This is a genomic window from Paralcaligenes ginsengisoli (assembly GCF_054781135.1).
In genome coordinates this window covers 18,027-43,563 of sequence record NZ_BAAGUZ010000001.1, presented here as the reverse complement: position 1 = coordinate 43,563, position 25,537 = coordinate 18,027, and the positions used below count along the sequence as shown (strand labels likewise).

Annotated in this window: 16 protein-coding genes; 6 read left to right on the top strand and 10 right to left on the bottom strand. The window is 61.1% G+C overall.

The window, feature by feature from the left end:
* The first annotated feature begins 22 nt into the window (after positions 1 to 22).
* The 4 genes from ilvB to ACYVIS_RS00140 all read left to right on the top strand — a co-directional run bounded on the left by ilvB (position 23) and on the right by ACYVIS_RS00140 (position 4,800).
* Positions 23 to 1,768 carry a biosynthetic-type acetolactate synthase large subunit gene (gene ilvB, locus ACYVIS_RS00155; protein WP_232741779.1) on the top strand — a complete coding sequence of 582 codons (1,746 nt, stop codon included), beginning with the start codon at positions 23 to 25 and terminating at the stop codon, positions 1,766 to 1,768.
* 128 nt (positions 1,769 to 1,896) lie between these two features.
* A complete protein-coding gene (locus ACYVIS_RS00150; RefSeq protein ID WP_232741778.1) occupies positions 1,897 to 2,880 on the top strand; it encodes a TRAP transporter substrate-binding protein in 984 nt (327 codons plus the stop codon).
* Positions 2,881 to 2,985: 105 nt separating this feature from the next.
* Positions 2,986 to 3,480, top strand: coding sequence for a TRAP transporter small permease (locus ACYVIS_RS00145; protein WP_232741777.1), 495 nt, complete (start codon positions 2,986 to 2,988; stop codon positions 3,478 to 3,480).
* A 39-nt stretch (positions 3,481 to 3,519) separates the two neighbouring features.
* A complete protein-coding gene (locus ACYVIS_RS00140; RefSeq protein ID WP_232741776.1) occupies positions 3,520 to 4,800 on the top strand; it encodes a TRAP transporter large permease in 1,281 nt (426 codons plus the stop codon).
* A gap of 550 nt (positions 4,801 to 5,350) precedes the next feature.
* Here the strand turns inward: ACYVIS_RS00140 and ACYVIS_RS00135 are convergent.
* A complete protein-coding gene (locus tag ACYVIS_RS00135; protein ID WP_232741775.1) occupies positions 5,351 to 8,050 on the bottom strand; it encodes a DNA topoisomerase III in 2,700 nt (899 codons plus the stop codon).
* Between the two features lie 62 nt (positions 8,051 to 8,112).
* Here ACYVIS_RS00135 and ACYVIS_RS00130 point away from each other — a divergent pair, with 62 nt between their 5' ends.
* Positions 8,113 to 10,410 (top strand): GDYXXLXY domain-containing protein, encoded by a 2,298-nt coding sequence (locus ACYVIS_RS00130; protein ID WP_460872919.1) that lies wholly within the window; start codon positions 8,113 to 8,115, stop codon positions 10,408 to 10,410.
* Positions 10,411 to 10,517: 107 nt separating this feature from the next.
* On the opposite strand, the gene gluQRS is transcribed toward ACYVIS_RS00130, so the two are convergent.
* Together gluQRS and ACYVIS_RS00120 are read right to left on the bottom strand one after the other, a co-directional pair.
* Positions 10,518 to 11,474, bottom strand: coding sequence for a tRNA glutamyl-Q(34) synthetase GluQRS (gluQRS, locus tag ACYVIS_RS00125; RefSeq protein WP_232741773.1), 957 nt, complete (start codon positions 11,472 to 11,474; stop codon positions 10,518 to 10,520).
* A gap of 15 nt (positions 11,475 to 11,489) precedes the next feature.
* Positions 11,490 to 11,951 carry a Smg family protein gene (locus ACYVIS_RS00120; protein WP_232741772.1) on the bottom strand — a complete coding sequence of 154 codons (462 nt, stop codon included), beginning with the start codon at positions 11,949 to 11,951 and terminating at the stop codon, positions 11,490 to 11,492.
* A gap of 347 nt (positions 11,952 to 12,298) precedes the next feature.
* On the opposite strand from ACYVIS_RS00120, the gene ACYVIS_RS00115 reads away from it, so the two are divergent.
* Positions 12,299 to 13,441, top strand: coding sequence for a DSD1 family PLP-dependent enzyme (locus tag ACYVIS_RS00115; RefSeq protein WP_232741771.1), 1,143 nt, complete (start codon positions 12,299 to 12,301; stop codon positions 13,439 to 13,441).
* Here the strand turns inward: ACYVIS_RS00115 and ACYVIS_RS00110 are convergent.
* The 7 genes from ACYVIS_RS00110 to aceK all read right to left on the bottom strand — a co-directional run bounded on the left by ACYVIS_RS00110 (position 13,416) and on the right by aceK (position 25,467).
* Positions 13,416 to 14,957, bottom strand: a complete 1,542-nt coding sequence (locus tag ACYVIS_RS00110; RefSeq protein ID WP_460872918.1) for a PepSY-associated TM helix domain-containing protein — start codon at positions 14,955 to 14,957, stop codon at positions 13,416 to 13,418. The genes ACYVIS_RS00115 and ACYVIS_RS00110 overlap by 26 nt on opposite strands.
* Before the next feature lie 50 nt (positions 14,958 to 15,007).
* Positions 15,008 to 17,290, bottom strand: coding sequence for a TonB-dependent receptor (locus tag ACYVIS_RS00105; RefSeq protein WP_460872917.1), 2,283 nt, complete (start codon positions 17,288 to 17,290; stop codon positions 15,008 to 15,010).
* 208 nt (positions 17,291 to 17,498) lie between these two features.
* Positions 17,499 to 17,885 (bottom strand): DUF2946 domain-containing protein, encoded by a 387-nt coding sequence (locus tag ACYVIS_RS00100; protein ID WP_232741768.1) that lies wholly within the window; start codon positions 17,883 to 17,885, stop codon positions 17,499 to 17,501.
* An 826-nt stretch (positions 17,886 to 18,711) separates the two neighbouring features.
* On the bottom strand, positions 18,712 to 20,733 hold the full coding sequence (locus tag ACYVIS_RS00095) for an acetyl/propionyl/methylcrotonyl-CoA carboxylase subunit alpha (protein WP_232741767.1): 2,022 nt from the start codon (positions 20,731 to 20,733) through the stop codon (positions 18,712 to 18,714).
* Between the two features lie 15 nt (positions 20,734 to 20,748).
* Positions 20,749 to 22,356, bottom strand: coding sequence for a carboxyl transferase domain-containing protein (locus tag ACYVIS_RS00090; protein WP_232741766.1), 1,608 nt, complete (start codon positions 22,354 to 22,356; stop codon positions 20,749 to 20,751).
* A 53-nt stretch (positions 22,357 to 22,409) separates the two neighbouring features.
* Positions 22,410 to 23,591: an acetyl-CoA C-acyltransferase gene (locus tag ACYVIS_RS00085; protein WP_232741765.1), complete on the bottom strand. Its 1,182-nt coding sequence runs from the start codon at positions 23,589 to 23,591 to the stop codon at positions 22,410 to 22,412.
* Positions 23,584 to 25,467, bottom strand: a complete 1,884-nt coding sequence (gene aceK / locus ACYVIS_RS00080; RefSeq protein WP_232741764.1) for a bifunctional isocitrate dehydrogenase kinase/phosphatase — start codon at positions 25,465 to 25,467, stop codon at positions 23,584 to 23,586. Before aceK ends, ACYVIS_RS00085 begins: the two co-directional genes overlap by 8 nt.
* Positions 25,468 to 25,537 lie beyond the last annotated feature (70 nt).

Here is a 25,537-nt window from a genome sequence, read left to right as displayed (position 1 = left end):
CTTATGCAAATTCAAGCAAGCCGTGAATACTTCTACCGAAACGAATAGCCGCAATGGCGCCGAAACCCTGCTGCAGACCCTGATCGCCCTTGGTGTCGATACCATTTTCGGGTATCCGGGAGGCGCGGTCCTGCCCTTGTACGACGCGCTTTATTCCGAGCCGCGCATTCATCATGTGCTGGTGCGCCACGAGCAGGCCGCCATGCACGCGGCCGAAGGCTATGCCCGCTCTACCGGCAGGCCGGGAGTGGTGGTGGTGACCTCGGGGCCAGGCATGGCCAACACGACTTCGGGGCTGCTCGACGCCCTGTGCGATTCGATTCCGGTGCTGTGCATCAGCGGGCAGGTCGCTACCGGCGCCATCGGCACCGATGCCTTCCAGGAGTGCGATGCCATCGGCATCTCGCGTCCGGTTACCAAGTGGAACGCGCAAATCCGGCGCGGCGAAGATGTCGCGGCGATCGTCGCCAAGGCGTATCACCTGACTACCCAGGGGCGTCCGGGCCCAGTATTGCTGGATTTTCCCAAAGATATACAAATCGGCCAGGTTCCCGCCGATTTTGCGGTGTTCGACGCCGTCGCCCCCGCCGAAGCGGCTGTCTCCGGCCCTTCCGCCGAGGCGGCCGTCAAGCGCGCCGCGGCCCTGATCGCCAATGCCAAGCGGCCTGTGTTTTACGGCGGCGGCGGCCTGGTGAATTCGGGTATCGATGCGTGCCATGCCTTCACCAGCCTGGTGCAAGACCTGGGCGCTCCCTGCACACTGACGCTCATGGGCCTGGGCGCGTTTCCGGCCGATGACCCCTTGTTTGTCGGCATGCTGGGCATGCACGGCACGCTGGAGGCCAATCTGGCCATGCATCATGCCGATCTGATCGTTTGCGTGGGCGCGCGTTTCGACGACCGGATCACCGGTCGCCTGTCCGATTTCTGCCCGCATGCCAGCAAGATTCATCTGGATATCGATCCGGCCTCCATCAATAAAGTCGTGCGGGCCGATGTCGCGATGGTGGGCGACTGCTACCCCCTGCTGCGCGCCTTGCGCAAAGAACTGGGGCCCATCGATCAGCCCGGTGGCCGCCTCGATGCCTGGTGGCAGCGCATAGGCGTGTGGCGCTCCCAGCAGTGCCTGAAGGTCACTCCTTCGTCCGAACACATTTTGCCGCAGCATCTGATGCAGCGGCTCGATCATGTCCTCACCGGCACCGACGCCATTATTTCCACCGATGTAGGCCAGCATCAGATGTGGGCCGCGCAGTACATCAAGTTCAATCGCCCGAATCGCTGGCTGACCTCCGGCGGCGCGGGTACCATGGGTTACGGCGTGCCGGCCGCGTTCGGAGCGCAAATCGCGCATCCCGGCAAGCCCGTAGTGTGTGTCAGCGGCGACGCGTCGGTCTTGATGAATATCCAGGAATTGGCCAGCGCGATTCAGCATCAGACTCCCATCAAGGTCGTGCTGTGCAATAACGGTCATATGGGCATGGTGCGCCAGTGGCAGGAACTCATCCACGAAGGCCGCTACAGCCACAGCTATAACGCGTCGCTTCCCGATTTTGTGGCCCTGGCCAAGGCTTTTGGCTGGGGCGCGGCGCGGGTCGAAGATCCCGCCGAACTCGATGCGGCCCTGGCGGCCTGCATGGCCTACGACGGCCCCTTCTTTCTCGACGTAGTGGTGCTGGCCCAGGAAAACTGTTTCCCCATGATGCCGGCCGGCTGCGGCCATCAGCAAGTCATGCTTTCGGAAGATACCTGGTACGTTGAAGATTAAGGCAAAGCTTCCGCATATCGACTGCGATATCGATTCGCGGAAAAACGCTAGAAAACCCCAATACCCATATAACTCGACTTCATGTAAAACCGAGCGTTCAAATTTAAAATTTATAGGTATTGGGGAAAATGCGAAAAACTTGGCTTTCTACTAAATGGATGATCGCGGCATCGGTGGCCGGAGCTCTTGCCGCCAGCCCGGTGCTGGCGGCAACGACGCTGAAAATGGCCTATGCCTTGTCGACCAATTCGCATTATGGCGCCGGGGCCAATGCGTTTGCCAAGTCGCTCGAAACCAGCACGAATGGCCAGTTCAAGATCCAGCAGTTTCCCAACAGCGCGCTGGGGGGAGAACGCGAGGTCATCGAAGGCCTGCAACTGGGCACCATCGATGTGGCCATTGTGTCCACGGGTGCAACCCTGAATTTCGTGCCCAAGACCGGGGTGTTCGATATTCCTTTCCTGTTTCGCGATCTGGCGCACGCCCGCAAGGTCATGGACGGCCCGATCGGGCAAAAAATGCTCGAAGAATTTCCCAAGCGCGGCCTGATCGCCCTGGCCTGGGGCGAGCAGGGTTTTCGCCAGCTCACCAACAATATTCGACCGGTAAAGACGCCTGCCGACATCAAGGGCCTGAAAATCCGCACGACTGAAAATCCGATTCATATTGCCGCGTTCCGTCAGTTGGGTGTGCTGGCCACCCCCATGGCATGGCCCGAGGTGGCAACCGCCTTGCAGCAAGGCACGATCGACGGCCAGGAAAATCCCCTGTCGGTCATTGTGTCGGCCAAATTGCCGCAGTTGCAAAAATACTTGTCGCTGACGGCTCATGTGTATGGGCCGGCGCTGGTGCTGATGTCTCCGTCCGTCTATAACGGCCTGTCCGACGCCGACAAGGCCAAATTCAAGACGGCCGCGCATGAATCCGCCGTGGCGATGCGACAGTACGTCGATGCCGTTGAAAAGAGCGGCATCGAAGAGGTCAAGAAGCAGGGCATGCAGGTCAACGAGGTCGACCACGATGCGTTTGTGAAAGCGGTGGAACCCATCTATCCGCAATTCTACAAGCAGTACGGCAAAGACCTGGTCGAAGCCATACGCAATACCCAATAGCCATTTGGTGTAGCAAGGCTGATCAACCCCAAGGGCTGGCGCATGTGCCGGCCCTTGTCGATTACCCGCCGGTGCATCGATCCGGCTTCACTACAGGACATAGCCGTGCCTATCATTCGTTTTCTGGATCGAACTTTGTTCCGCCTGATATCGATCCTGACGCAGTTGCTTATATTGTCGGCCGTCGCGGCCGGTTTTTATCAGGTTATTGCCCGTTTTGTCCTTCAGGCGCCTGCCGACTGGAGCGAGGCGTGGACGCGTGCGTCGCTGATCTGGATGGTGCTGCTTGGCATTGTGCTGGCCTTCCGTGGCGGAGCCATGCTCAGCGTCGAGATGCTGCACAGCGTATTGGCCGGACGAAAGAAACGCTGGCTGGAGCATTTGTTGATGCTGATCAGCGTCGGGTTTCTGGTGTTCATGGCCTGGGTCGGCAGCGAAATGACGTGGCGTGTGCGGTTTCAGAATGTGCCGAGCCTGAATATTTCGATTTCCTGGATCTATCTGGCGATTCCTGTCGGAACGGCGCTGGCCGCCCTGGCCGTGATTGTGCGCTGGGCCGAAGGCCCCAGCGAGGCCGTGTCGGACGAGGCTCCCGTTTAAGGCGCCTCGGCCCGCGCCTGAAAGTATAAGGATGGTTGCATGTCGCAGTTGATGATTGTTTCTATGTTGTTTTTCTTTGCCCTGTCGGTGCCGATTGCGGTGGCGATTGGGCTTGCCAGTTTGATGGGGGTGGCCTTTGACGGCCATATGACCTGGCTGGTCGTGGCCCAGCAAATTTATGCTTCGCTGGATAAATACCCCTTGGTTGCGGTGCCGTTTTTCATACTGGCGGGCAATTTGATGGAGGCCGGCGGTATTTCCGAGCGCATGGTGGATTTTGCCAAAAGCGTGGTCGGCGGCATTCAGGGCGGGCTGGCCTGCAGTTGTGTGCTGACCTGCATGATTTTCGCGGCGGTGGCGGGATCGAGCGTGGCAACCACATTTGCCGTGGGCGCTATCCTGATCCCGGCGATGGTCAAGCATGGCTACCCGACTCCTTTCGCGGCATCGCTGCAGGCGTCCTCGGCCGAGCTGGGGGTGATTATTCCTCCGTCGATTCCCATGATTCTGTTCGCGGTCTCCACCGATACTTCGGTGGGCGAGCTATTTATTGCAGGGATCCTGCCAGGCATTCTCATCGGCGGCGCCCTGATGTTTTATGTGTGGTTCTACGCGCGCCGCAACGGGCTGGGCAAGGCCGATGGCGAGGGGCGTCTGTCCCTGTGGCCGGCGCTCAAGCGCGCCTGGCTGGCCTTGCTGATGCCGGTCATTATTCTGGGCGGTATCTACGGCGGGGTATTCACGCCCACCGAGGCTTCGGTGGTGGCGGTGGTGTATGCACTGGTCGTGGGCATATTCATTTATCGCCGGCTCAGTTTGCCGCTATTGTCGAAGACTTTGCACAAATCGGTGATTTCCACCGCGGTGATCATGTTTGTCATTGCCAATGCGGGGGTGTTCGGTTTTCTGCTGAATCGCGCCGGCGTGCCCGATGCGCTGGGACAATGGCTGAGCCATTTGTTCCATGACAAGTATTTGTTCCTGTTGGGTGTGAATGCGGCGCTGTTTGTGATCGGCATGTTTATTGAAACTTCGGCGTCGATTGTGGTGCTGGCGCCGTTGCTCTTGCCGGTTGCGGTGCAGTTCGGGGTGGACCCGGCGCACTTCGGGATCATTATGGTGGTGAATCTGGCGCTGGGGATGGTGACGCCGCCGTTCGGGGTGAATTTGTTCGCGGCGTGCACGGTGGCGAATATTCCGCTCGAACGTCTGATCAAGCCGCTGCTGCCTTTTGTGGGGGTGGTGCTGGCGTGTCTGATGATTATTACTTATGTGCCCGAGATCAGTTTGTTTTTGAAGCAGATGGTGTATGGGCACTGAGGGGGCTCTTGTGGTCGCCCGTAGGGGCTGTTTATAGGGGCCATTTTCGTTCTTAAGACGCGGGGGTGGCGGCCCAGGCAGGGTGGTGCTCGCCTCGTCCGGTCCTGGCTGCGCCAGGACTGCCCGCGGCCGGCGCCTGGATCGGGCGGTCGCGGAACTCGCGTCGTCCACAGCCCCCCGGGCTGTGGACACCCTTGACGCTCAAACAGCCGCTCCCTTGCATCCCGATCCAGGCGCCGGCCGCGGCGGACTCAAGCTCGCTCACCCTGCCTGGGTCGCCACCCCCGCTTGCATGAGGGCTTTCCGTATGAGGGTTTTTGCGTGAGAGATCTTGTAGGGGGGGCTTTCTTTGCACGGGGGCCTGCTTTTTTTGCAGTTATGAACTATGGCCATAAGTTCACGCGATTATGCGCGGGTTGTTCGGGCGCGTTAAATATGCCTCTATCACTGTTCGCTTGAACTGCCCGTGTACGGGGAGCCATGCCATCCCCCAAAAAGTTGAATCGGCGTCCAACTTTTTGGGGGTAGTCCTTTGTGGCCGCCGTCTGGCTCAGAATGGCGGATCGTCGTCGTCGCCGGCGCTTGAGTGGGCAGCGGTTTTCTTGACGGCTTTTTTCGCGGCGGTCTTTGAAGCCGTTTTGCTGGCCCGCTTGACCGCTGTTTTCGTGGCTTTTTTGGCCGCGGTTTTTTTCACTGCCGTTTTGGCGCTTGCCGCAGTCTTGGCGCTAGTTTCCGCTTCGACCTTGCCGGCGCCGGTTTTGGCCGCGGTCTTGCCGGCTGTTTTGCGGCCTGGTTTTTCGGGGCGGGCTTCGAATTCGAAACCGATCTTGCCGTTGGCCTGCTTGGACAGGAAGGCTTTGAACTTGCGATTGGTGCGGCTCGAGACGAAGCCGTCGAGCAGGTCGGTCTTGCCTTCGGCCAGCAGTTTCCTGATCTGGTCCGGCGAGATTTCTTGCTGCAGAATCATTTTTCCGGAGCGGAAATCGCAGCTTTTTCCCGGTCCTACCGATTTTTCGCACACATAATTCATGCCATGCTCGTAGACGTGGTTGCCGCATTTCGGGCAGGCGCCCAGCGGGCTTTGCGCTGAGAAGTCGATGGGTTCGCCGTCGTCGTCATCGTTCTGGCCAAAGTCGAACTCGAGCTTGTATTCGTCGGTAATGCGCAATAGCGCCGCAAACGGCCGACCCATTTTGCTGATGAAGCCGGGCAGTGGCCCAAGCGTGCGCTTGGAGAGCAATTCTTCCACTTCGGAGATTTCGAAAGTACGTCCGCCCGGGTGCTTGCCGATCGAGAAGTCGCAATTGGTGCAGGCGTAGCGGCGGTAGTTTTCCTTCACGACACTGCCGCATTTCGGGCAGGGCGTAGTCAATGTGGCGTAGTCGCCCGGCACGGTATCGCGTTCGTACTCTTTGGCGCGCTTGACGATGATTTGTGTCATTTGCGCGATTTCGCGCATGAAGGCGTCGCGGTCCAGTTCGCGATGTTCGATTTGCTTGAGGCGGTGTTCCCATTCGCCGGTCAGTTCGGGCGAGGTCAGTTCGTTTACGCCCAGGCCCGAGAGCAGGGTCATGAGCTGGCGCGCTTTGGCGCTGGGGATGAGATCCCGGCCTTCGCGCCGCAGATAGCCTTCGTTGAGCAGGCCTTCGATAATGGCCGCGCGGGTGGCCGGAGTGCCCAGGCCGCGTTCGGACATGGCTTCGCGCAAGGCTTCGTCGTCGACCAGTTTGCCGGCGCCTTCCATGGCGGAAAGCAGCGTGGCTTCGTTGTAGCGGGCCGGGGGCTTGGTAACCAGGCCTTTGGCTTCGATTTCGTCGGTCTTGACCGTTTCGCCCTCGGCCACGGCGATCAGGTTGGTGTCGTCGCCTTGCGCTTCGCGGCCATAGATCGCCAGCCAGCCCGGATTGATGAGCACCTTGCCTTCGGTCTTGAAATGATGCCCCGAGACCTCGGTAATGCGGGTTGTAACGCGGAATTCGGCTGCCGGGAAAAATACCGCCAGGAAACGGCGGGTGATGAGCTCGTAGATTTTTCCTTCGGCTTCGCTGAGGTCGCGCGGGATTTGCAGGGTAGGGATAATGGCGAAGTGATCGGAGACTTTCTTGTTGTCGAAGATCCGCCGGTTGGGCTTGACCCAATCCTGCTTGCATACGGTCGCGGCGAAAGGCCGCACGCTGGCCGCGGCGGACGAGCCCTCGCTGGACAGGGCCTGCATGGTCTGCTTGACGGTTTGCAGGTAGTCTTCGGGCAGGTAGCGCGAATCGGTACGTGGATAGGTCAGTGCCTTGTGCCGCTCGTACAGCGTTTGCGCCAGCGAAAGCGTGGTTTTGGCCGAAAAGCCAAAACGCGAGTTGGCTTCGCGCTGCAACGAGGTCAGGTCGAATAGCGCCGGCGACATCTGGGTGGTCGGCTTGGATTCTTCGTTGACTTGGCCGGCCTGGCCGCGGCAGGCGGTAACAATGGTTTGCGCCGCCGTTTGCGACCAGAGTCGCGAGTCGCGCTGTTCGGGGTCGAGCTCGTTCCTGGCGAATTTCGGATCGAACCAGCGCCCGGTGTAAAAGCCGGCGGCCGCGACGAAGGTGGCGTGCACTTCCCAGTAGTCGCGCGATACGAATTTGCGTATGCGCTCTTCGCGTTCGGCGACGATGGCCAGGGTGGGAGTTTGCACGCGTCCCACCGGGGTTTTGAAGAACCCTCCGTCCTTGCTGTTGAACGCGGTCATGGCCCGGGTGCCATTGATGCCGACCAGCCAGTCGGCCTCGGCCCGGGACCGGGCAGCCGATTCCAGGGGTTTTAAGGCCTCGTCATCGCGTAAATTGGCAAAGGCCTCACGGATGGCTGTCTGCGTCATGGAACGCAGCCACAGGCGCTGTATGGGCTTCTTGATGCCAGAGTATTGCACGATGTAGCGAAAAATCAGCTCGCCCTCGCGCCCGGCGTCGCAGGCGTTGATGACCGCATTGACGTCCTTGCGCTTGAGCAGCTTGACCAGCAGCTTGAGCCGTTCGGCGGATCGCTTGTCGGTGGGACCGAGTTCGAACTGGGGCGGGATGACCGGCAAATGGGCAAAACTCCATTTACCGCGCACCGGATCGTTGGGAGCAACCAGGCTGAGCAAATGGCCTACGCTTGAAGCGAGCACGAATTGCTCGCTTTCGAAATAGTCGCCTTCCCGGGTGAATCCTCCGAGAGCGCGTGAAATGTCTAGGGCTACCGAGGGTTTCTCGGCAATAATCAGCGTTTTGTTCATGAATTTCCAGTGACTGCATTTCGGCAGTGGTAGCGCGGATAATACGAGGTGGGAATCACACAATGCAAGTCGACGGCTCTCGAAAAGTCCATGCATCCCACGGAAATTGGGTGGAATTTTTCCGGAAAACGACGTTTTCGCTCGGTTCGTTATTACTCGCGAGCGCCGCAATATGCTGGATTGCGGCCAATTGGGCGCATGCGACAGCCTTCCAGAAATTGGCCGGCGCACAGGCAGTCATGGCAATCATCATTCTGGTGGCCTGCTTGCTGGAGCGATATCCCCTCACGCATAAAGACCGGAATTTTTCCGTTTCCGCCAATTTGACGGGTCTGGCGGGTGTGGCAATCGGTGCTTTATTGGCGCTTGTGGGTCAAATATATCAGACCGGCGCAGATTCATGGCAGCTGTTCGCCTGGTGGGCGCTGCTTTTGCTGCCCTGGCTGATTGCGGTCCGGACCGTTTTCCTGGGTTTGCTCTGGGTGCTGGTGGTCAATGTCGGAGTAATCCTGTACTTCGGGTTCACCGATGGGTGGATGTGGTTGCCGGCCTACCCTTTTTATCTGGAGATATGCCTGGGCCTGGCGGCTCTTGATAGTGTGCTGCTGTGGTGCTGGGAGTGCCGGATCGGGCAGTTTGGCGATCGCTGGCGCATAGGACCGCGTGTGCTGGGCGCGGTCGTGCCAGCCTTGCTGGTGGGGGCCGTATTGACATGTTTCGGCAGCCCCAGCAGCTACTCCTCGCATTTTGTGGCGTTGCTCGGCCTGGGCGTCACCGGGTTCATGGCCTGGATTTACACCCGCATACGCCCTGATCTGGCCATGGTGTGCCTGGCTGCGGTAGGCGCGTTTACTGTCGTAACCGTCGATCTGCTTAGTTTCATCCAGTCGGAGTTGGCGCTGCTGGGGCTTATCCTGATTTTGATGTTGTTTAGCGGCGTTCTGTTGCGTTGGCTGAGTCGTCGGCCGGGGGTCAGCGCCAAAGCCGGCGCGAGTCCATATCCCCATGTGCGCGGCGATGCGCGCGACCCTTGGTTTTTGAGCGCGTTTCGCTTGCTTGTCATGTGGATCACGGCAAGCCTGATCATTGCCCTGCTGGTATTAAGCCTGGACCTGCAGATCGAGCGGCTCTGGATCGCAGGCCTTGTGCTGTGCGGCGCAGGCTTGCTGGTATGCAGGACCACCTCGGGTGTGGCGATGCGCGAGGCAGGCGCCACGGTGGCGGCCGCGGGGCTGTTCCTGGCGTGCCTGAGCTGGCATGAATCCCTTACCCTGCCGCGCGATACGGGAGTGGCGGCCATGGTGCTCGCCAGTGTTTTGATTTATGCGGCAGGCGCCAATTTCGCGCTCAGGTTCTTCGCGGCCTGTCTGGCCATCTGGGCGTTTCTGGACCTGACATGGACCGATTTTTCATGGTACTGGGTGCTGGACGACTCTCTTTTCGGGAAGACGGCCGCGCCTGTCCAGGCCTTTCTGGATCTTTCCGCGCGCTTGTTGCCGCTATCCCTGGCGGCCCTGGGCGCGTTTTATGCCGGTAGCCGATACGATCGCCGCGAATTCTGGTCGCCGCTTGCCTGGTCGCTGGCAGTCTCGGCGCAGAGCCTGGCCTGGCTGATGCCGTCGACGGGCATTGTGCTTGCCCTGGCCTGGATGGTCCTGGGATTCGCCCTGGGCCGGCGAACGTTGCAGGTGTTCGGTGTGGCAGGCCTGCTGGCTTGCCTGGCGCGCTATTATTATTTGCTCGATACGAGTCTTTTGCACAAAGCGTTTTTGCTGGGTGTGGCCGGCGCTGCGCTCGTGGTCGTGTGGGCCTTGTTGCGCCTGCGCATGCAGGCATCAAAGGCGGCCGCAGGGCGTGATGCACCGCTTTGGCTACGCCGGGCGGGCTTGCTGGGCGGCTTGTTGCTGGTCTTGTGCGTAGTGAATATAAGCACGTACAAATATCGGCAAATTTTACAGACGGGGCAACGCGTGGTGCTGGCACTGTCTCCGGTCGATCCGCGGTCCCTGATCCAGGGCGATTATATGGCCTTGAATTTTGCGTTGGTCCGGCCGCTTCGGCGCATGCTCGCTTCGTCCAAAGAGTATGCATCGCTGCGGCATGGTTATATGATCTTGCAGCCCGACGCGCAGGGGGTGTATCAGTTGCAGTCGATACAGTTTCAGCCTCGCGCGGATCAGGGCGTTGCGCTGGAGTTCCGCTTGCGTGGCCCGGATGTGCGTATAGTCACCAACGGCTATTTTTTTCCCGAAGGCCAGGCTCGGCGCTTCGAGGCGGCCAAATACGGAGAGTTCCGCGTGGCCCGGGACGGCACGGGTTTGCTGACCCGTTTGCTGGATGCAGACATGAAACCCCTGTAGGGGCGGGTCGTTTGCCCGCCCGTGTTTGGGTCGGCAAACGGCGAGCGGCCACAAGGGCCGCTCTATAGCGTCGAGGGCGGCCCGTATATCCGTCGCCGTGGATGCCTCTACATCGTCGATGGCGGCGCGATCCCAAAACGTGCGGCCCATCGCCGTTGGGCGGCTGACCAGAAGGCCTGGGCATCGGCGCAGGCAAGCGCTTCGAAACCCAGGCGCTGCCACGCGAGGTTGAGCGCTTCCAGCGGCCGGCTGCAGTCCAGGGCGGGGGCATGATTCTGCTTGGACAGTTTTCGCCCCGAGGTGTCGCGCACCAGGGGCACATGCATGACGCGCGGAACAGGCATGCCCAGGTGGCGCGCCAGAACTCGCTGCCTGGCGGTCGAGCTGAGCAGATCGGTGCCCCGTACGATATCGCTGACGCCTTGCCGGCCGTCATCGACCACGACAGCCAACTGATAGGCCCATAGTCCATCGGCGCGTTTCAGCACAAAATCGCCTGCTTCGCGGGCTACATCCTGGCTTTGCGGCCCCAGCCAGCGGTCATTGAAGCGCTCCGTGCCTTCAGGCGTGCGAAAGCGCCATGCCCGGGCTGTCTGTCCGGCTTTCAGTCCCGCCCGGCAGGTGCCGGGGTAGGGCCGTTCATGCAGCCCTTCGGCCGCCGCTGCCGCGGAATGCCGCGACGGATCATCCCATGCTGTTTCCTGCGCGGCCAGCGCCATGTCGATATCCTTGCGGGTGCATGCGCAGCCATAGACCAGGTCTTGCGAAGCCAGGGAGTCGAAGGCTTCCTGGTATGCCCCGTAGCGTTGCGTTTGCCAGACCGGGTCGCCATCCCACTGCATGCCCAGCGCCTGCAACTGCTGCATGATGACGAGGTCGGCTCCACGCACCACGCGCGGGACGTCTATGTCTTCAATGCGCAGAAGCCACTGGCCGTGATGACTGCGCGCGTCCAGGTAGCTGGCCATGGCCGCCACCAGCGAACCGGCGTGCAGGGGGCCGCTGGGGCTGGGGGCGAAACGGCCTACATAGCCGCCGGAATTGCGGTCTGGGCAAAACGACATGCGTATTGGAAAAGCTTAATGCGACAGTCGCGACTGATCGTCGGTAAGGAGTTCTTCGAGCACCAGGTGGTCGATTTCGGCCTCCTGGCTCCAAAGCACCATTAGCGCAATGATTTTTATCTTTTCCAGCGAAATCGGCGATTCGTTGGTGGCCTGGGCACGGTCGATGACGATTTCGCGCAGCACAGTAGGCAGCACGTTGGAGTTATCCAGGAAACTGATGAAGCCGATGGCTTCGGTTCCCAGCGTGCGATACTCGTGCTCGGTAAAAATGCGCTTGCTGTCGTCGTGGGGGCTTTGCGCAAACTGAACGCATTGTTCGGTTGTTTGAGCCAAGCCGTACAGCCAGCTGAGCGCTTCGTCGATGTCGTCGTGTTCAAAACCTACCGCGGCCAGCTTGTGCGCCAGTACATCGGCCTCGGGACAGGCCTGGGGCGTGTAGTAGTTTTCGAATAAATAAACCAATATATCGAACATAGGCGATTGGGTTGCCCTTTACAGAGTCAACGAATAATTAAGGGTTAACCGGTAAAGTCAGAATCGACTGTACGCTGATTTGCCATCACGAGCAACTCGGGGGCCGGGAAAGCGCGCAAGCTGTTGGACGCCGGCGTCATTGTGAGGGCATTCAGGTTTTTGGGCGGTTTGTGATGCTACTCTAGTCAATTGTCCAAAAAGATGCTAATTCTTGGTTATCCCGGGGATAATACCGGGGCGCAAGGTAACTCGTGAGCCGGCTCCATGGGGCGCGGCGTCTCGATTGGCAATCCTCCAGGCAGGGATCGGAGCGGGAGCCCTTTCTATAATGCACGGGAGCGGGACTTATGGAAGAGCTGAACCGAATCGACGCGGTGGCCATGGCGCCAGCGGCGCGTGTGGGCGACCCTGTCGGCAGTATCGACACGCCGGCCCTTATCCTGGACCTGGACGCATTTGAAGACAATCTGCGCATTATGCAGGTATTGGCCGAGCGCCATGGCGTGGCGCTCAGGCCTCATGCCAAGGCGCATAAATGCCCCGAGATTGCCTTGCGGCAAATTGCGCTGGGTGCCGAAGGCATATGCTGCCAGAAAGTCAGCGAAGCCGTGCCGTTTCTGGCGGCCGGTGTGCACGATATTCACATCAGCAACGAAGTGGTGGGAGCCTCCAAGCTGGCGTTGCTGGCGCGCCTGGCCAAACAGGCCCGAATAACGGTTTGCGTCGATCATGCGCGGGCAGTGCAGGCCTTGTCGGCCGCCTTGGTCGAGCAGGGGGCCTCGCTGGGCGTGCTGGTCGAGATAGATGTGGGGCAGAAGCGCTGCGGGGTGCAAACGCCCGACGAGGCGCTGGCGCTGGCGCGGCTGGTGCAGAAGCTACCCAATATAGACTTCATCGGTTTGCAGGCGTATCACGGCGGGCTGCAGCACAAGCATTCGCTCGATCAGCGGCAAAAATCGTGCGACAAGGCGGCGCGCCTGGTCCGCGGCTATCTCTCGGCCTTCGAGCAGGCCGGGATTCCCTGCCCGACCGTCACCGGCGGCGGCACTGGATCGGCTGTATTCGACGTAGCCAGCAAGGTCTATACGGAAATCCAGGCCGGCTCCTACCCCTTCATGGATGCGGATTACGCCAGTATCGACTGGGGCGAGGCCCTGTCGTTCAGGCACAGTCTGTTTCTGCTCGGCACGGTCATGAGCACGCCCACGGCCGACAGGGCGGTCGTCGATATCGGCCTGAAATCGACCAGTGCCGAAAGCGGTGTTCCCCGATCGGCCGAAATAGAAGGCTGGAGCTGCGTTGCCATTAACGACGAACACACCATTTTGCACGCGGAACATGCCCGGAACCGCCCTGGCCTGGGCGCCCAGGTCCGCCTGATTCCGGGGCATTGCGACCCAACCTTCAATTTGCATGATTCGGTCGTGGCTGTGCGCGGCCAGCGGGTCGAGGCAATCTGGCCGATCAGCGCCCGGGGCTTGAGCCGCTAAGCGATTGCCGCAAAGCTGCATGGGTGCTCTTGGGAGCGAAAACCCACCAGTCCAGCAGCGCTACCAGTACCAGGCTCAAGCCCATCAGGGGGAAAATCAGCCCCAATACGCCCAGCCCCAGTTTCCATCCCCGGGCAACCTGGGCCGAAGCTGTGCGGACAGGGGCGGCCAAGGCGCCGCGCGGGCGCCGGCTCCACCACATGATCAGTCCGCTTAGGGACAATCCGCCCAGTGCCAGTGCAATGACGGCGCAGATAATCTGGTTGGCGAGTCCCGCCAGTTGACCCATGTGCAGGGCTGTGCCGAATGAAATGGCCCTGGCGATAAGACCATATTGCGCATAACTGGCTTGGGCAATGAGTTCACCGCTGAATTGATCGAGGTGGAGCGTGCGCTGGCCGCGCGGGTCCTCGGGGTAGTACGAGGCGCTGAACACACCACCGGGCGTTTGCGGTACGGCCAGTTCGTAGCCGCCGGCCAGCCCGGCCTGCCGGATCGAGGCAATGATCTTGTCCAGCGACGCACGGCCCAGGGTCGATGTGTGCTGCGTATGGGAGGAGGACATGCCGGGCATATCCCCCATGTCAGGCATATTGTCCATCGCGGCAGCGGACGGTGTTGCGATCGCATGCCCGGCATGCGAGGATTGCGGCACGGCGGTGTCGCCCGTGGCCCAGGGCGTTTGCGTGAAAGGCTGGTCGGCCAGCCTGGCCTGTCCGGGCTGCGCGCTGTGTATGTGCCCGGCCTGGCGTGCGCCATCGGGATAGCCAAAACTCATCGAGGTGGCGAGGGCCTTGAAATTCGCGCCCCAGACGCCCGACCAGGGCATGCCGCTCAATACGAAAAAGAAGGCGCCCGCGGCGAACCAGATGCCGATGACCGTATGCAGGTCGCGCCACCAGAGGCGTCCCTGGAGTTGTCCGCGAGGCCGCAACCGTCCTTTGGCGTTGAGGCCCGGGTGAGACTTGTCGGGCCACCAGAGCGCGATTCCCGTGGCCAGCATGACCAGTGTCCAGGTTGCCGCCAACTCCATCAGGATGCCGCCCCACAAACCCAGCATCAGATCGCGGTGCAGATTGCGGACCACTTGCATGAAACGCCTGTCGACATCCAGGCGGCCGAGCACCTTGCCGTTATAAGGGTCCAGGTAAACGCTGGTCTTGCGCCCCGAGGGCAGTTTGTAAACCAGTTCGGCACTGCGATCGGCCGTGTCGTCGACATTGACGCGCAACAGGCTTGCCTGAGCCGGCAGGGTGGCTTGCGCGGCCCGGGCCAGTTCGTCGTAGGAGAGCCGCGCGGCGTTTTGCGCCGGCGCGGCGACAAACAGGCGGTCCTTGTACAGTACGGCTTCGATTTGGGGTTTGAACACATAAAGAGTGCCCGTGATGGACAACAGCAGCAACAGCGGCATTACGAACAGGCCGGCATAAAAGTGCCAGCGCCAGAGCGTGCGGTAACGTTGCTGCGGTGTCGGCCCGGCCGCAATGGCCTGGTCCGTGGATGTATGGGTATTCATATCATTGGGTTCCCGGTATGGGCAAGGGCTTGGCCCCTGCGGGCATAAGGCTAGAGCTTGAATTTGAGTTCGGCAAAGATTGTCCGGCCCGGATAGGGGTGATAGATATAGGCGCGTTTGTCGAACAGATTGTCGACTCCCAGGCTTGCCTCGATGCGGCTTGAAACCTGGTATCGCAGCTTGGCATCGAACACCATGAAGCTGCTGCTTCCCCCGTAGGTGTCCGGGTTGATATCGGTATTGGCCAGCGTGTTGTATTGGCGGCCCGAATACCGTCCCGCCAGCGTGAGGGCGGTTTGTTGAGTGAAGTGATAGGTGGCGACTGCGTTGATGCGCCACAAGGGAACGCGCGGGAAGTTGTTGCCTTCGGTTTCCGGGCTGCGCGAGTTCTCCAGTATTTTCGAGCGGGTGTAGCCTACGCCGGCGCTCAGGTCCAGACCGGCGACCGCGACATTCTCGCCCTGGTAGCTGATCTCGATGCCGCGGTTGCGGATCCGGTCGATATTCTGGATATTGGTGATGTTGGGAATGACGGTGGTGTCGGTCTGCGAATACAGGGTGTCTTTGACATCGTCCTGGAACAGGGCCAGGTGGAACAGGCCGCTATCCGTATACCAGTCGGCCGCCAGTTCTTTGCTGAGCGTGCTTTCGGGTTTCAGATTGGGGTCGTTGTTGACGATGGACAGGCCCGACAGGCTGCCCTGGAACAATTCGCTGACAGTGGGAAAACGGTAGGCGCGGCCCACCGAGGCCCGCAATGTCAGGTCGTTGGTGGCGGCGTACGCCAGCGAGGCCTTGGGTGAATAATGCGTCTCGTGGCGATTGCCGTATCCCACGCTTGCGTCTCCCGCACTGCGCGCACCGCTGTAGGCCCGCCACGATTCCGCCCGCAGGCCTGTGGTCAGCGTCCATTTCGACGCGAATTTCCAGGCGTCCTGCGCGTAAACGGCCTGGGTGGCGGTGCTGCCCAAAAAGGCGTTCTTGGGCGCCTGCATTCCGCCGGTCTGCCAATCGTCGGTATTGAAGACCTGGTCGTCGAGGTGGTAGCGGTCGAAGTGATAACCCACGGTGATCCAGTGCGCTCCGGGGGCGTCGCTTGCCGGCGTATAGCTCAACTTGGCGTCCAGGGCGTTCCAGCCGCTGCCGCGGGTCGATTCGATGGTGCCCGGGCCGGCATTGGTGCCGCCCGCGGCGGCTGTTCTTAGCGTGTCGCTCAGGACGTCGAAGCTCGAAAAATCGACCGCAAAATTCCAGCCATGCTGCTGGTGCGATTTGAGCGACAGGCCGTACAGGGCGCTTTCGGTGCGGCCGGCGCTGTTGGCGAACGTGGCCGGATCGATGTTGTAGGCGCTGCCGTCGATATTCACGCGGCCCGCGTAAACTACCTGGCCCTGGGGGTCTCGCAGGAAGCTTTCGTTGTCGTTTCTGTAGCGGCGGTTCCAGTAACTCAGCGAGGCGCCGGCCTCTATGGTGGGTGTAATGTCATAGGCCAGCTTGAACTTGAACTGGTCCTGCACGAGGTGGACCACACCTTCGCTGCTGGTGCCGGCGATGACGCCCGGCTTGCCGTACTGGTCGATGTAGGATTGCGCCCCGCTTACCGGAGTACCGCCGGGCTGGCCGCCGTTGGCGGCTTGGGGCGTGGCAAACTGCAAGGGCTGGCTGGTGTTCTGCAAATGGTCGATGCCGATCAGGAACGAAGCATTGCCGATCTTGTTTCCCAGCGTGGCGCTGGATTGCGATCCATTGAAATTCCTGTCCATGCCGAATTGATCGAAGTGCTGCGAAAAGCCCTGCACGGAGGCGGTGGCCTCGAGTTTTTTCGGCATTTTTGTGGTGATGGCGACTGTGGCCCCCATGGAGTTGCCGGGATACAGGGCCGAGAATGGGCCATAGAATGTGTCGACCCGTTCGATATTGTCCGGAAAGACCATGGACCATTTGGGTGCAAAGCCATAGGAGTTGCCCAGAAAGTTGCTAAGCAGCATGTCGTCGACATACACCAGCCCGCGCGCGCTTTGCGAATTGTTGGTGCCACGCACCGAGATCAGGGAATTCGCGTCGCCGATATAGCGCTTGCGTATGGCAAAATTGGGCAGGTATTTCACTGCGTCTTCGGTGTTGACCACGTTGATTTGCTGTAGATCCCTGGCGGTCACGGACTGGGTGCTGGCCGGTAGCTGGGGGTCCAGTCCCGAGGGGGCGGTGGCTTGGCCGGTAATGGTTATCGGCGCAAGCGTGGTTTCATCTGCGGGTGCGGCGGCGAAAGTGCATGGGTGCTGCAAAAGGCCCAGCAGGGCCCAGGGCGCGAGGCGGCGGGTAGTGCGATTCATGGCTGTTTTCCATAGTCGGCCTTATTTCATTTCGGTCGAATCGCGCTCATGCGTAGCAAGTACGGCCATGGCCGCCGTACGCACGGACCAGTCAGCGTTTTGCTGTCGCGATCACGATTGATTTTGAAATGGAATTATTTGGCCGGTGTCGTGCTCATTACGACAAGCCATACCTGTAAGCTTTTGGGTATGGAACGAAGGCTCGATGTCAGGAAAACAGGGGAGGCGGAGCGCGGGGAAAGGCCGGTGTGTGCGCCAGCGGTAGATCGACAACCAGGCTGGCCGAAGGCGGGAGGGAAACTTGCCGATCGGGGGTATCCACCACCAGGGTGGCGGCATGGGCCAGCGGCATGTGCAGGGCCAGCAGCCCGCAATAGCCGCAAGCCTTCCAGTCGTGGGACTGGTGCGTGTCTTGGTGTGAGTCGGGGGTAGCGAGGTGAATGTCCTGCTTGCCGTCGGGAAAGCAGAATGAAAGTTTCAGGTCCGGGTCGTGGTGCCTTTGCACGCTTTGCGATGCGATAGGCATGAGCAGGCCGAGCCAGATGGCAAGCAGCCCGAGCCAGGCAGTCAGCTTACGGTGCGAACGAAACGACATGAACGAGAATTATTTCTATTTTAATGGTGCGCTATTCTAAAACGTTTTTTGGTTCTAGTGTTGACGGTGCTGGACGTGTTTCTGTGGTTTTTGTTTTGAGCTGTTTTTAGGCTTGGGTTGTGAATTTGGGCTGCCTTTTTACTGGCTTGAGCGGTGACTTTGGACTGTGCGTTGTTGTGTTGGCGGCGGTTAATTCTATAAAGACGCCGCAGGGTGGGCGGTGCTGTGTAGTCCGGCACGTCCAGCGGTCGAGGTGCTACGCACCCCGACTGCCCGGGTCTGCCTCGTCCAGGCGGGCGTCGGGCGAACTCGCGTCGCCCCGCGATGCGGGGCGCCACTCAGACAGCGCCCGCCGAAGGCCCCCGCCTTCCCTTCGTCAGCCCCCGGCGCTGGACTACCGCCGGACTACACAGCACCGCCCACCCTGCGGCTTGCGTTGAGGCAATGCACCGAGAGAAACGTTGAGGTCATGCATCGAGGTATACCTTGGGCCGGCACGTTCATTCCAGGCATGCCACAACGCGAGCCGTCTATCGGGGCTTGGGGTCAGGACCGGCGTAAGGCGTGCGCCGGATGCTACCGTAGGGAAGGCGGGGGCTTTCGGCGGGCCATGTTTGAGCGTAGCCGCGCCAGCGGCGTAGCGAGTTTGGCCCGACGCCCGCCTGGACGAGGTAGATCCGGATCAAGCACGCCGTGCCGGCCCTGACCCCAAGCCCCGATAGACGGCGTCTTTAAATACCAAAACGTCGAATGCCATAAACACTCAAAACCAAAAATGCGCTAAAGCCTCGCATAAAAAATCACAATGCAGGCGATCAGCCCCTGTCTATGCGGCAGCGATGGCGATCAGCTCCACACCGTCGCCAACCTGATCGCCGACAGCAAAGAACAACTCCTGCACCGTGCCATTGCCAGGCGCATGTATCGTATGCTCCATTTTCATGGCCTCCATGACCATCAGGGCGTCGCCGCTTTTGACGGTATCTCCTGCCTTGACGGCAATCGAGATAATCTTGCCCGGCATCGGCGCGGTCAGGCCGCCCTGGTGCACATTGCCCTCATCCTGGGGATGGGCAACCGCATCGCGGACCTGCAGCACGCGTACGCCGCCGGCAACGAACACATGAGCATGATCGCCATGCAAAACCACGACCCCCGAGGTATCGACGCCATCGAGACGAATGCGCAGCCGATACTGCTTGGGCGCAAGTCCTTCGGCACGCCATTCGAAAGCCTGTGTGCCGGTGGCGTCGCTGCAGGACCAGTGTTCGCCATTGCGGCCGACGCGCAGTTCGTGCACGGCGTCGTTATCGATCAATGTAAAGGGCCGCTGGTAGAGGCTCGCAATGCGCCAGCCATCGGTCTGGGCCCAGGGATCGGCATGCACCACATTCGCATGCAAGGTAGAGGAGCCCAGCCCCTGGTCGGCCAGCAGGGCGGCCGCGGCGAGCGCCAGGGTGCTGAGTGGAGCGTTTTCCGCGGCGGGAAACAGCGAATCGTGCTGACGTTCGATAAGGCCGGTATCGAGATCGGCGGCGGCAAAGGCCGGGTCGCCCATGAGGCGGCGCAGAAAGGCGATATTGGTGTTCACCCCCACGCTTTGAATTTCACCGAGCGCCTGGATCATGCGCGCGCGGGCCTGGTCGCGGTCGGCGCCGCGCACGATGAGTTTGGCGATCATGGGATCGTAAAAGGGGCTGATGGTGTCGCCGGCCCGCACACCGCCATCGACCCGGATATCGCCGTTCTGGAATGCGGCATGCGGCGGAAAATTCAGGGCCGACAGCGTGCCTATGGAGGGCAGGAATCCTTTTTCGGGATTCTCGGCGTAAATGCGCGCTTCGATGGCGTGCCCGTTGATGCTCAACTGGTCCTGGGTGAGCGGCAGCGGCTCGCCGGCGGCCACACGCAATTGCCATTCGACCAGATCGTGCCCGGTAATCATTTCAGTCACGGGGTGTTCGACTTGCAGGCGCGTATTCATTTCCATGAAATAGAAACGGCCATCGGGTTCGGCAATGAATTCGACCGTGCCCGCGCCGACATAATTGACGGCGCGCGCGGCGGCAACGGCCGCCTCGCCCATGGCGCGGCGCCGCGCTTCGCTCATGCCGGGGGCGGGGGCTTCTTCGATGACTTTTTGATGGCGGCGCTGGACCGAGCAGTCGCGTTCGAACAAGTACACACAGTTGCCGTGCGTGTCGGCAAACACCTGGATTTCGATGTGGCGCGGTTTTTGCAGATAGCGCTCGAGCAGCACCTTGTCATCGCCGAAACTGCTGGCGGCTTCGCGCTTGCAGGAGGCAAGCGCGTCGGCAAAGGCGGCGCTGCTTTCCACGATGCGCATGCCTTTGCCCCCGCCTCCCGCACTGGCCTTGATCAGCACCGGATAGCCCATGGCGTCGGCCTCGGACTGCAGAAAGCCTGGGTCCTGCTTATCGCCGTGATAGCCCGGAACCAGCGGCACGCCCGCTTTGCCCATGAGAGTCTTGGCGGCCGATTTGCTGCCCATGGCGGCAATCGCGCCGGTGGGCGGACCGACGAAGATAATGCCCGCCTTGGCGCAGGCCTGGGCAAAGCCTTCATTCTCGGATAGAAAGCCATAGCCGGGGTGGATGGCCTGGGCACCGGTTTGTCGGGCGGCTTCAAGGATGGCATCGGCGCGCAGGTAGCTGGCGCGGGGCTCGGATCCGCCGATATGTACAGCCGCGTCGCAGGCGGCAACGTGGCGCGCATTGGCGTCGGCGTCGGAATAGACCGCCACGGTGCGCAGGCCAAGGCGGTGGGCGGTGGCGGCGACACGGCAGGCGATCTCGCCGCGATTGGCAATCAAGAGGGTGGTAAACACAAGGACTCCTTGGAATTACATTCTGAACACGCCGAAACGTGTGTCTTCGATGGGCGCGTTCAGCGCGGCCGACAGGCCCAGCGCCAGCACACGACGCGTATCGGCGGGCTGGATGATGCCGTCATCCCACAAGCGGGCGGTGGAGTAATAGGGATGCCCTTCTTTTTCGTATTGTTCGCGCAGGGGCGCTTTGAAGTTCTCTTCTTCTTCGGCGCTCCAGGATCCGCCTTTGGCTTCGATGCCGTCGCGCCGCACCGTGGCCAGTACACTGGCTGCCTGCTCGCCGCCCATTACCGAGATGCGCGCGTTGGGCCACATGAACAGCAGCCTGGGGCCGAAAGCCCGGCCGCACATGCCGTAATTGCCGGCCCCGAACGAGCCGCCGATCAGGACGGTGAATTTGGGCACCGCGGCGGTCGACACAGCCGTGACCATTTTCGCGCCATGGCGCGCGATGCCCTCGTTTTCGTATTTTCTTCCCACCATGAAGCCTGTGATGTTCTGCAAGAACACCAGCGGAATCTTGCGCTGGCAGCAGAGCTCGATGAAGTGCGTGCCTTTTTGCGCCGCTTCGGAAAACAGGATGCCGTTATTGGCAATAATGCCCACCGGCATACCGTGTATGTGTGCAAAACCGGTAACCAGCGTCGTGCCGTAGCGCGTCTTGAATTCGTCGAACTCCGAGCCGTCGACGATACGGGCGATGACCTCGCGCACATCGTAAGGCTTGCGGGTGTCCTTGGGGATGATTCCGTTCAGTTCCCGGGGATCGTACAGCGGTTCGCTGAACGGTTTGCGCCGCAACTGCACCGGCTTGTGATGGTTGAGCCGGCCTATGGCGCTGCGCGCCAGTTGGAGCGCATGCAGATCGTTATTGGCCAGGTGATCGGCGACTCCCGACAGCCGGGTATGCACGTCGCCGCCGCCCAGATCCTCGGCTGTGACTTCCTCGCCGGTGGCCGCCTTGACCAGCGGCGGGCCGCCCAGGAAGATCGTGCCCTGGTTCTTGACGATGATGGATTCGTCGCTCATGGCGGGCACGTAGGCGCCGCCGGCCGTGCACGACCCCATGACTACCGCGATCTGCGCGATGCCCTGCGCCGACATGGTGGCCTGGTTGTAGAAGATGCGGCCGAAGTGATCCCGGTCGGGGAAGACCTCGTCCTGGTTGGGCAGGTTGGCGCCGCCCGAGTCGACCAGATAAACGCAGGGCAGCCTGTTTTGCTGGGCGATTTCCTGGGCGCGCAGATGTTTCTTGACGGTCAGGGGGTAGTAGGTGCCGCCTTTGACCGTAGCGTCGTTGCAGACGACGACGCATTCCGTGCCCGATACGCGCCCGATTCCGGTAATGACTCCGGCGCCGGGGGCCGCGTTGTTGTAGACGTTGTGCGCCGCCAGCGGCGAGAGTTCAAGAAAAGGCGTGCCCGGATCGAGCAGCCGTTCAACGCGTTCGCGCGGCAGCAGCTTGCCGCGCGCCACATGTTTGGCGCGGGCGGCTTCGCTGCCGCCCAGCGCCGTATGCGCCAATTGTTTTTGCAGGTCGTCGACCTGCTCTTGCATAGCTTGGGCGTTGTCGGCGAACGCTTGCGATCGCGGATTGATCCGGGACTCAATAACGGGCATTGTCATTCCTAAAAATAGGGCGGATGCCGCTCCAGGCGGCATCCGTCGCAGCACTACAGCATTTCGATGGCCATGGCCACGGCTTCGCCGCCGCCGATACACAGCGAGGCCACGCCGCGCTTGCCTCCGGTCTTGCGCAAAGCGCCGATCAGTGTGGTGACCAGTCGCGCACCGGATGCGCCTATGGGATGGCCCAGGGCTGTGGCGCCGCCGTGGATATTGACCTTGTCGTGAGGCAGCTTGAGCTCGACCATGGCAGCCATGGTGACGACCGCGAAAGCTTCGTTGATTTCGTAGAGATCGACATCGCCCGCGGCCCAGCCGGTCTTGGCGAAGAGTTTTTGCATGGCGCCAACCGGCGCGGTGGTGAACCAGCCGGGTTCCTGCGAGTGCTGGGTATGGGCCACAATGCGCGCCAGCGGTTTGGCGCCCAGTTTTTGGGCTGTCGAGGCGCGCATCAGCACCATGGCGGCGGCGCCGTCGGAAATCGAGGACGAATTCGCCGCGGTGACCGTGCCGTCTTTTTTGAATGCCGGCTTGAGCGTGGGGATTTTCTCGGGCATGGCCTTGGTGGGGGCTTCGTCGGTATCGAAAACGGTATCGCCTTTGCGGCCGGCGATGGTTACGGGTGCGATCTCCCATTTGAAGCTGCCGTCCGCGGTGGCGGCGCGGGCGCGGCGCAGCGATTCGAGCGAGAAGGCGTCTTGCTGTTCGCGCGTGAAAGTGTATTTGGCCGCGCAGTCTTCGGCGAAAACGCCCATGGCCGTGCCGCGCTTGTAGGCGTCTTCGAGGCCGTCCAGGGCCATGTGGTCGTACACCGTGGAGTGGCCATAGCGGTAACCCTGGCGGCCGCGCAGCAGCAAGTAGGGAGCATTGCTCATGCTCTCCTGGCCGCCGGCCACGACGACATCGGCACTGCCGGCCACGAGCAGGTCGTGGCCGAACATGGCGGCCTTGAGTCCGGAGCCGCAGACTTTGTGCACGGTGGTGCAGCCCACGCCCAGCGGCAGGCCGGCGCCGAGCGCGGCCTGGCGGGCCGGCGCCTGGCCCTGTCCGGCTTGCAGCACGTTGCCCATGATGACTTCGTCGACGGCTTCGCCGGAAATGCCGGCGCGTTCGACCGCGGCTTTGATGACAACGGCGCCCAGCTCGTGCCCGGCCAGGCCGGACAGGCTGCCCAACATACCGCCCATGGGGGTACGTGCAACCGAGACTATAACGATGGGATCAGACATGATTAGCTCCTTGAAGCGGCGTGCTTGTGGTTGTAAGTGGAATATTCGAAGCGGCCGCGCGATGCAGCCGACGGTTGTTATCGTAAGGGAAAATATCCTCGATGCGTCCTTGCGTCGCCCGATCGCGGCAAGCCTGCCACCAGCCGGCTTCCAGCAGTTCGGCGTGATACTTCAGGAAAGCGCCGCGCACGCGGGGGTCGCCCAGCAGAAAATAACGGAATTCCTCAGGGAAGACATCGTTGGCGCCGACCGGATACCAGGGTTCGCCCGACAGTTCGGCTTCTTCGTTGGGGGCGGGCGGAATGCGGCGGAAGTTCATTTCCGTCATGCGTTGGATTTCGTCATAGTCGTAGAAGACGATGCGGCCCAGGCGAGTGACGCCGAAGTTCTTGAAGAGCATGTCGCCCGGGAAGATATTGGCGGCCGCCAATTCGCGTATGGCATCGCCATACTGCCTGACGGCGGCGTCCAGCGCGGCATCGGAGGCGCGCGCCAGGTACAGGTTGAGCGGGGTCATGCGCCGTTCGATATAAACGTGGCGCAAGATGATGGTATCGGCGTTTTCTTCGAACAGGCTCGGAACCTGACTGCGCAGTTCGTCGAGCAAGGCCTGCGAGCAGCGCGCGCGCGGCAGCGCGACCTGCGAGTATTCCCAGGTATCGGCCATGCGCCCCACACGGTCGTGTATTTTGACCATCTGGTATTTGCGGCGCACTGTGGCGTGATCCATGCCTTCCTTGTTGATGCGATCGCGGATGAGCTTGAAGACATAAGGGTAGGACGGCAAGGTGAACACGGTCATGACCATGCCCTTGATACCCGGAGCGACATCGAAGGCATCGTGCGAGTGCGACAGATGATGCAGGAAATCGCGATAGAACAGGGTCTTGCCCTGTTTTTGCAAGCCTAGGGTGGTGTAGAGCTCGGCCTTGGGTTTGCGCGGCAGCAGGGTGTTCAGGAAATGCACATAGGCCGCGGGCGTTTCCATATCGACCAGGAAGTATGCCCGGGTAAAACTGAACAGCGTGCTCAGGTCGTCGCTGGAATGCAGCAGGGCATCCAGGCTTATATGCCCTGAAGGGGTGTGCAGCAGGGCGATGGCAAATGGGTAAATCGCGCTCTGATTGATAAGCCGTCCGACAATATAAGCCCCTTTGTTCCTGAAAAACAGCGAGTTCAGGACGTGGATCTGGCAGTCGGGCGAAATGCGCCGCCCGCCGTCTTTGACCAGGGCGCGCCCAAGCTGGCGGATGGCCATGCGTGCCAGCTTGCGCGCGTCGGCGGGCAGATCGGCAAAGGGCGCCGCCAGGCCGAAATCGGCCACCATGCTGATGATCGACTGTTCCAGCCCCTCGGCATTGGGGTAATAGACCCGGTAGGAGGGGACTTTGCTGTCGATGTATTCGGTAGCCACGGCGGGCCGTACGAACAGGAAGTCGTTATGGAAGTAATCGCGGTGCAGAATCCGGCACGATACCGAGTTGAAAAAGGTTTCGGCGCATTCGGGTTGCTTGTGGCCCAGCAGAAGGCCGATGAATTCGGCTTTGACGGCTTGCCAGAAATCAAGCTGCGCGCGGGTCAGGCTTTGCTGCGCCGAGGCTCCCGCCGGGCTGGCATCGCTGCCTTTGAGGGCGGCATACAGGGTGGTCGCGCATTCGTGTACCCGTGTGTCGTAGTATTCGATGCGTTCGCGCGAGAGCTGCTGGATGCTGCGCCAGTTGCCCGATTCGAATAGGGATTTGGCGCGCTGGGCGCTATAGCGGAACAAGGAATAGTGGCGATCGAAGCCGGCCAGCAGGACGCCTGCGACGTCCTGCGGAGACAGGCCCCGCCGGGACACCGGTTCGACGTACTGGTGGTCGCCCACGAAAGTCATGGCCGGGCTCCTGCGGCTAGCGAAAACAGGCGGCTTGGTTTAACCATGACATTGTCTCACCGGATTGGGA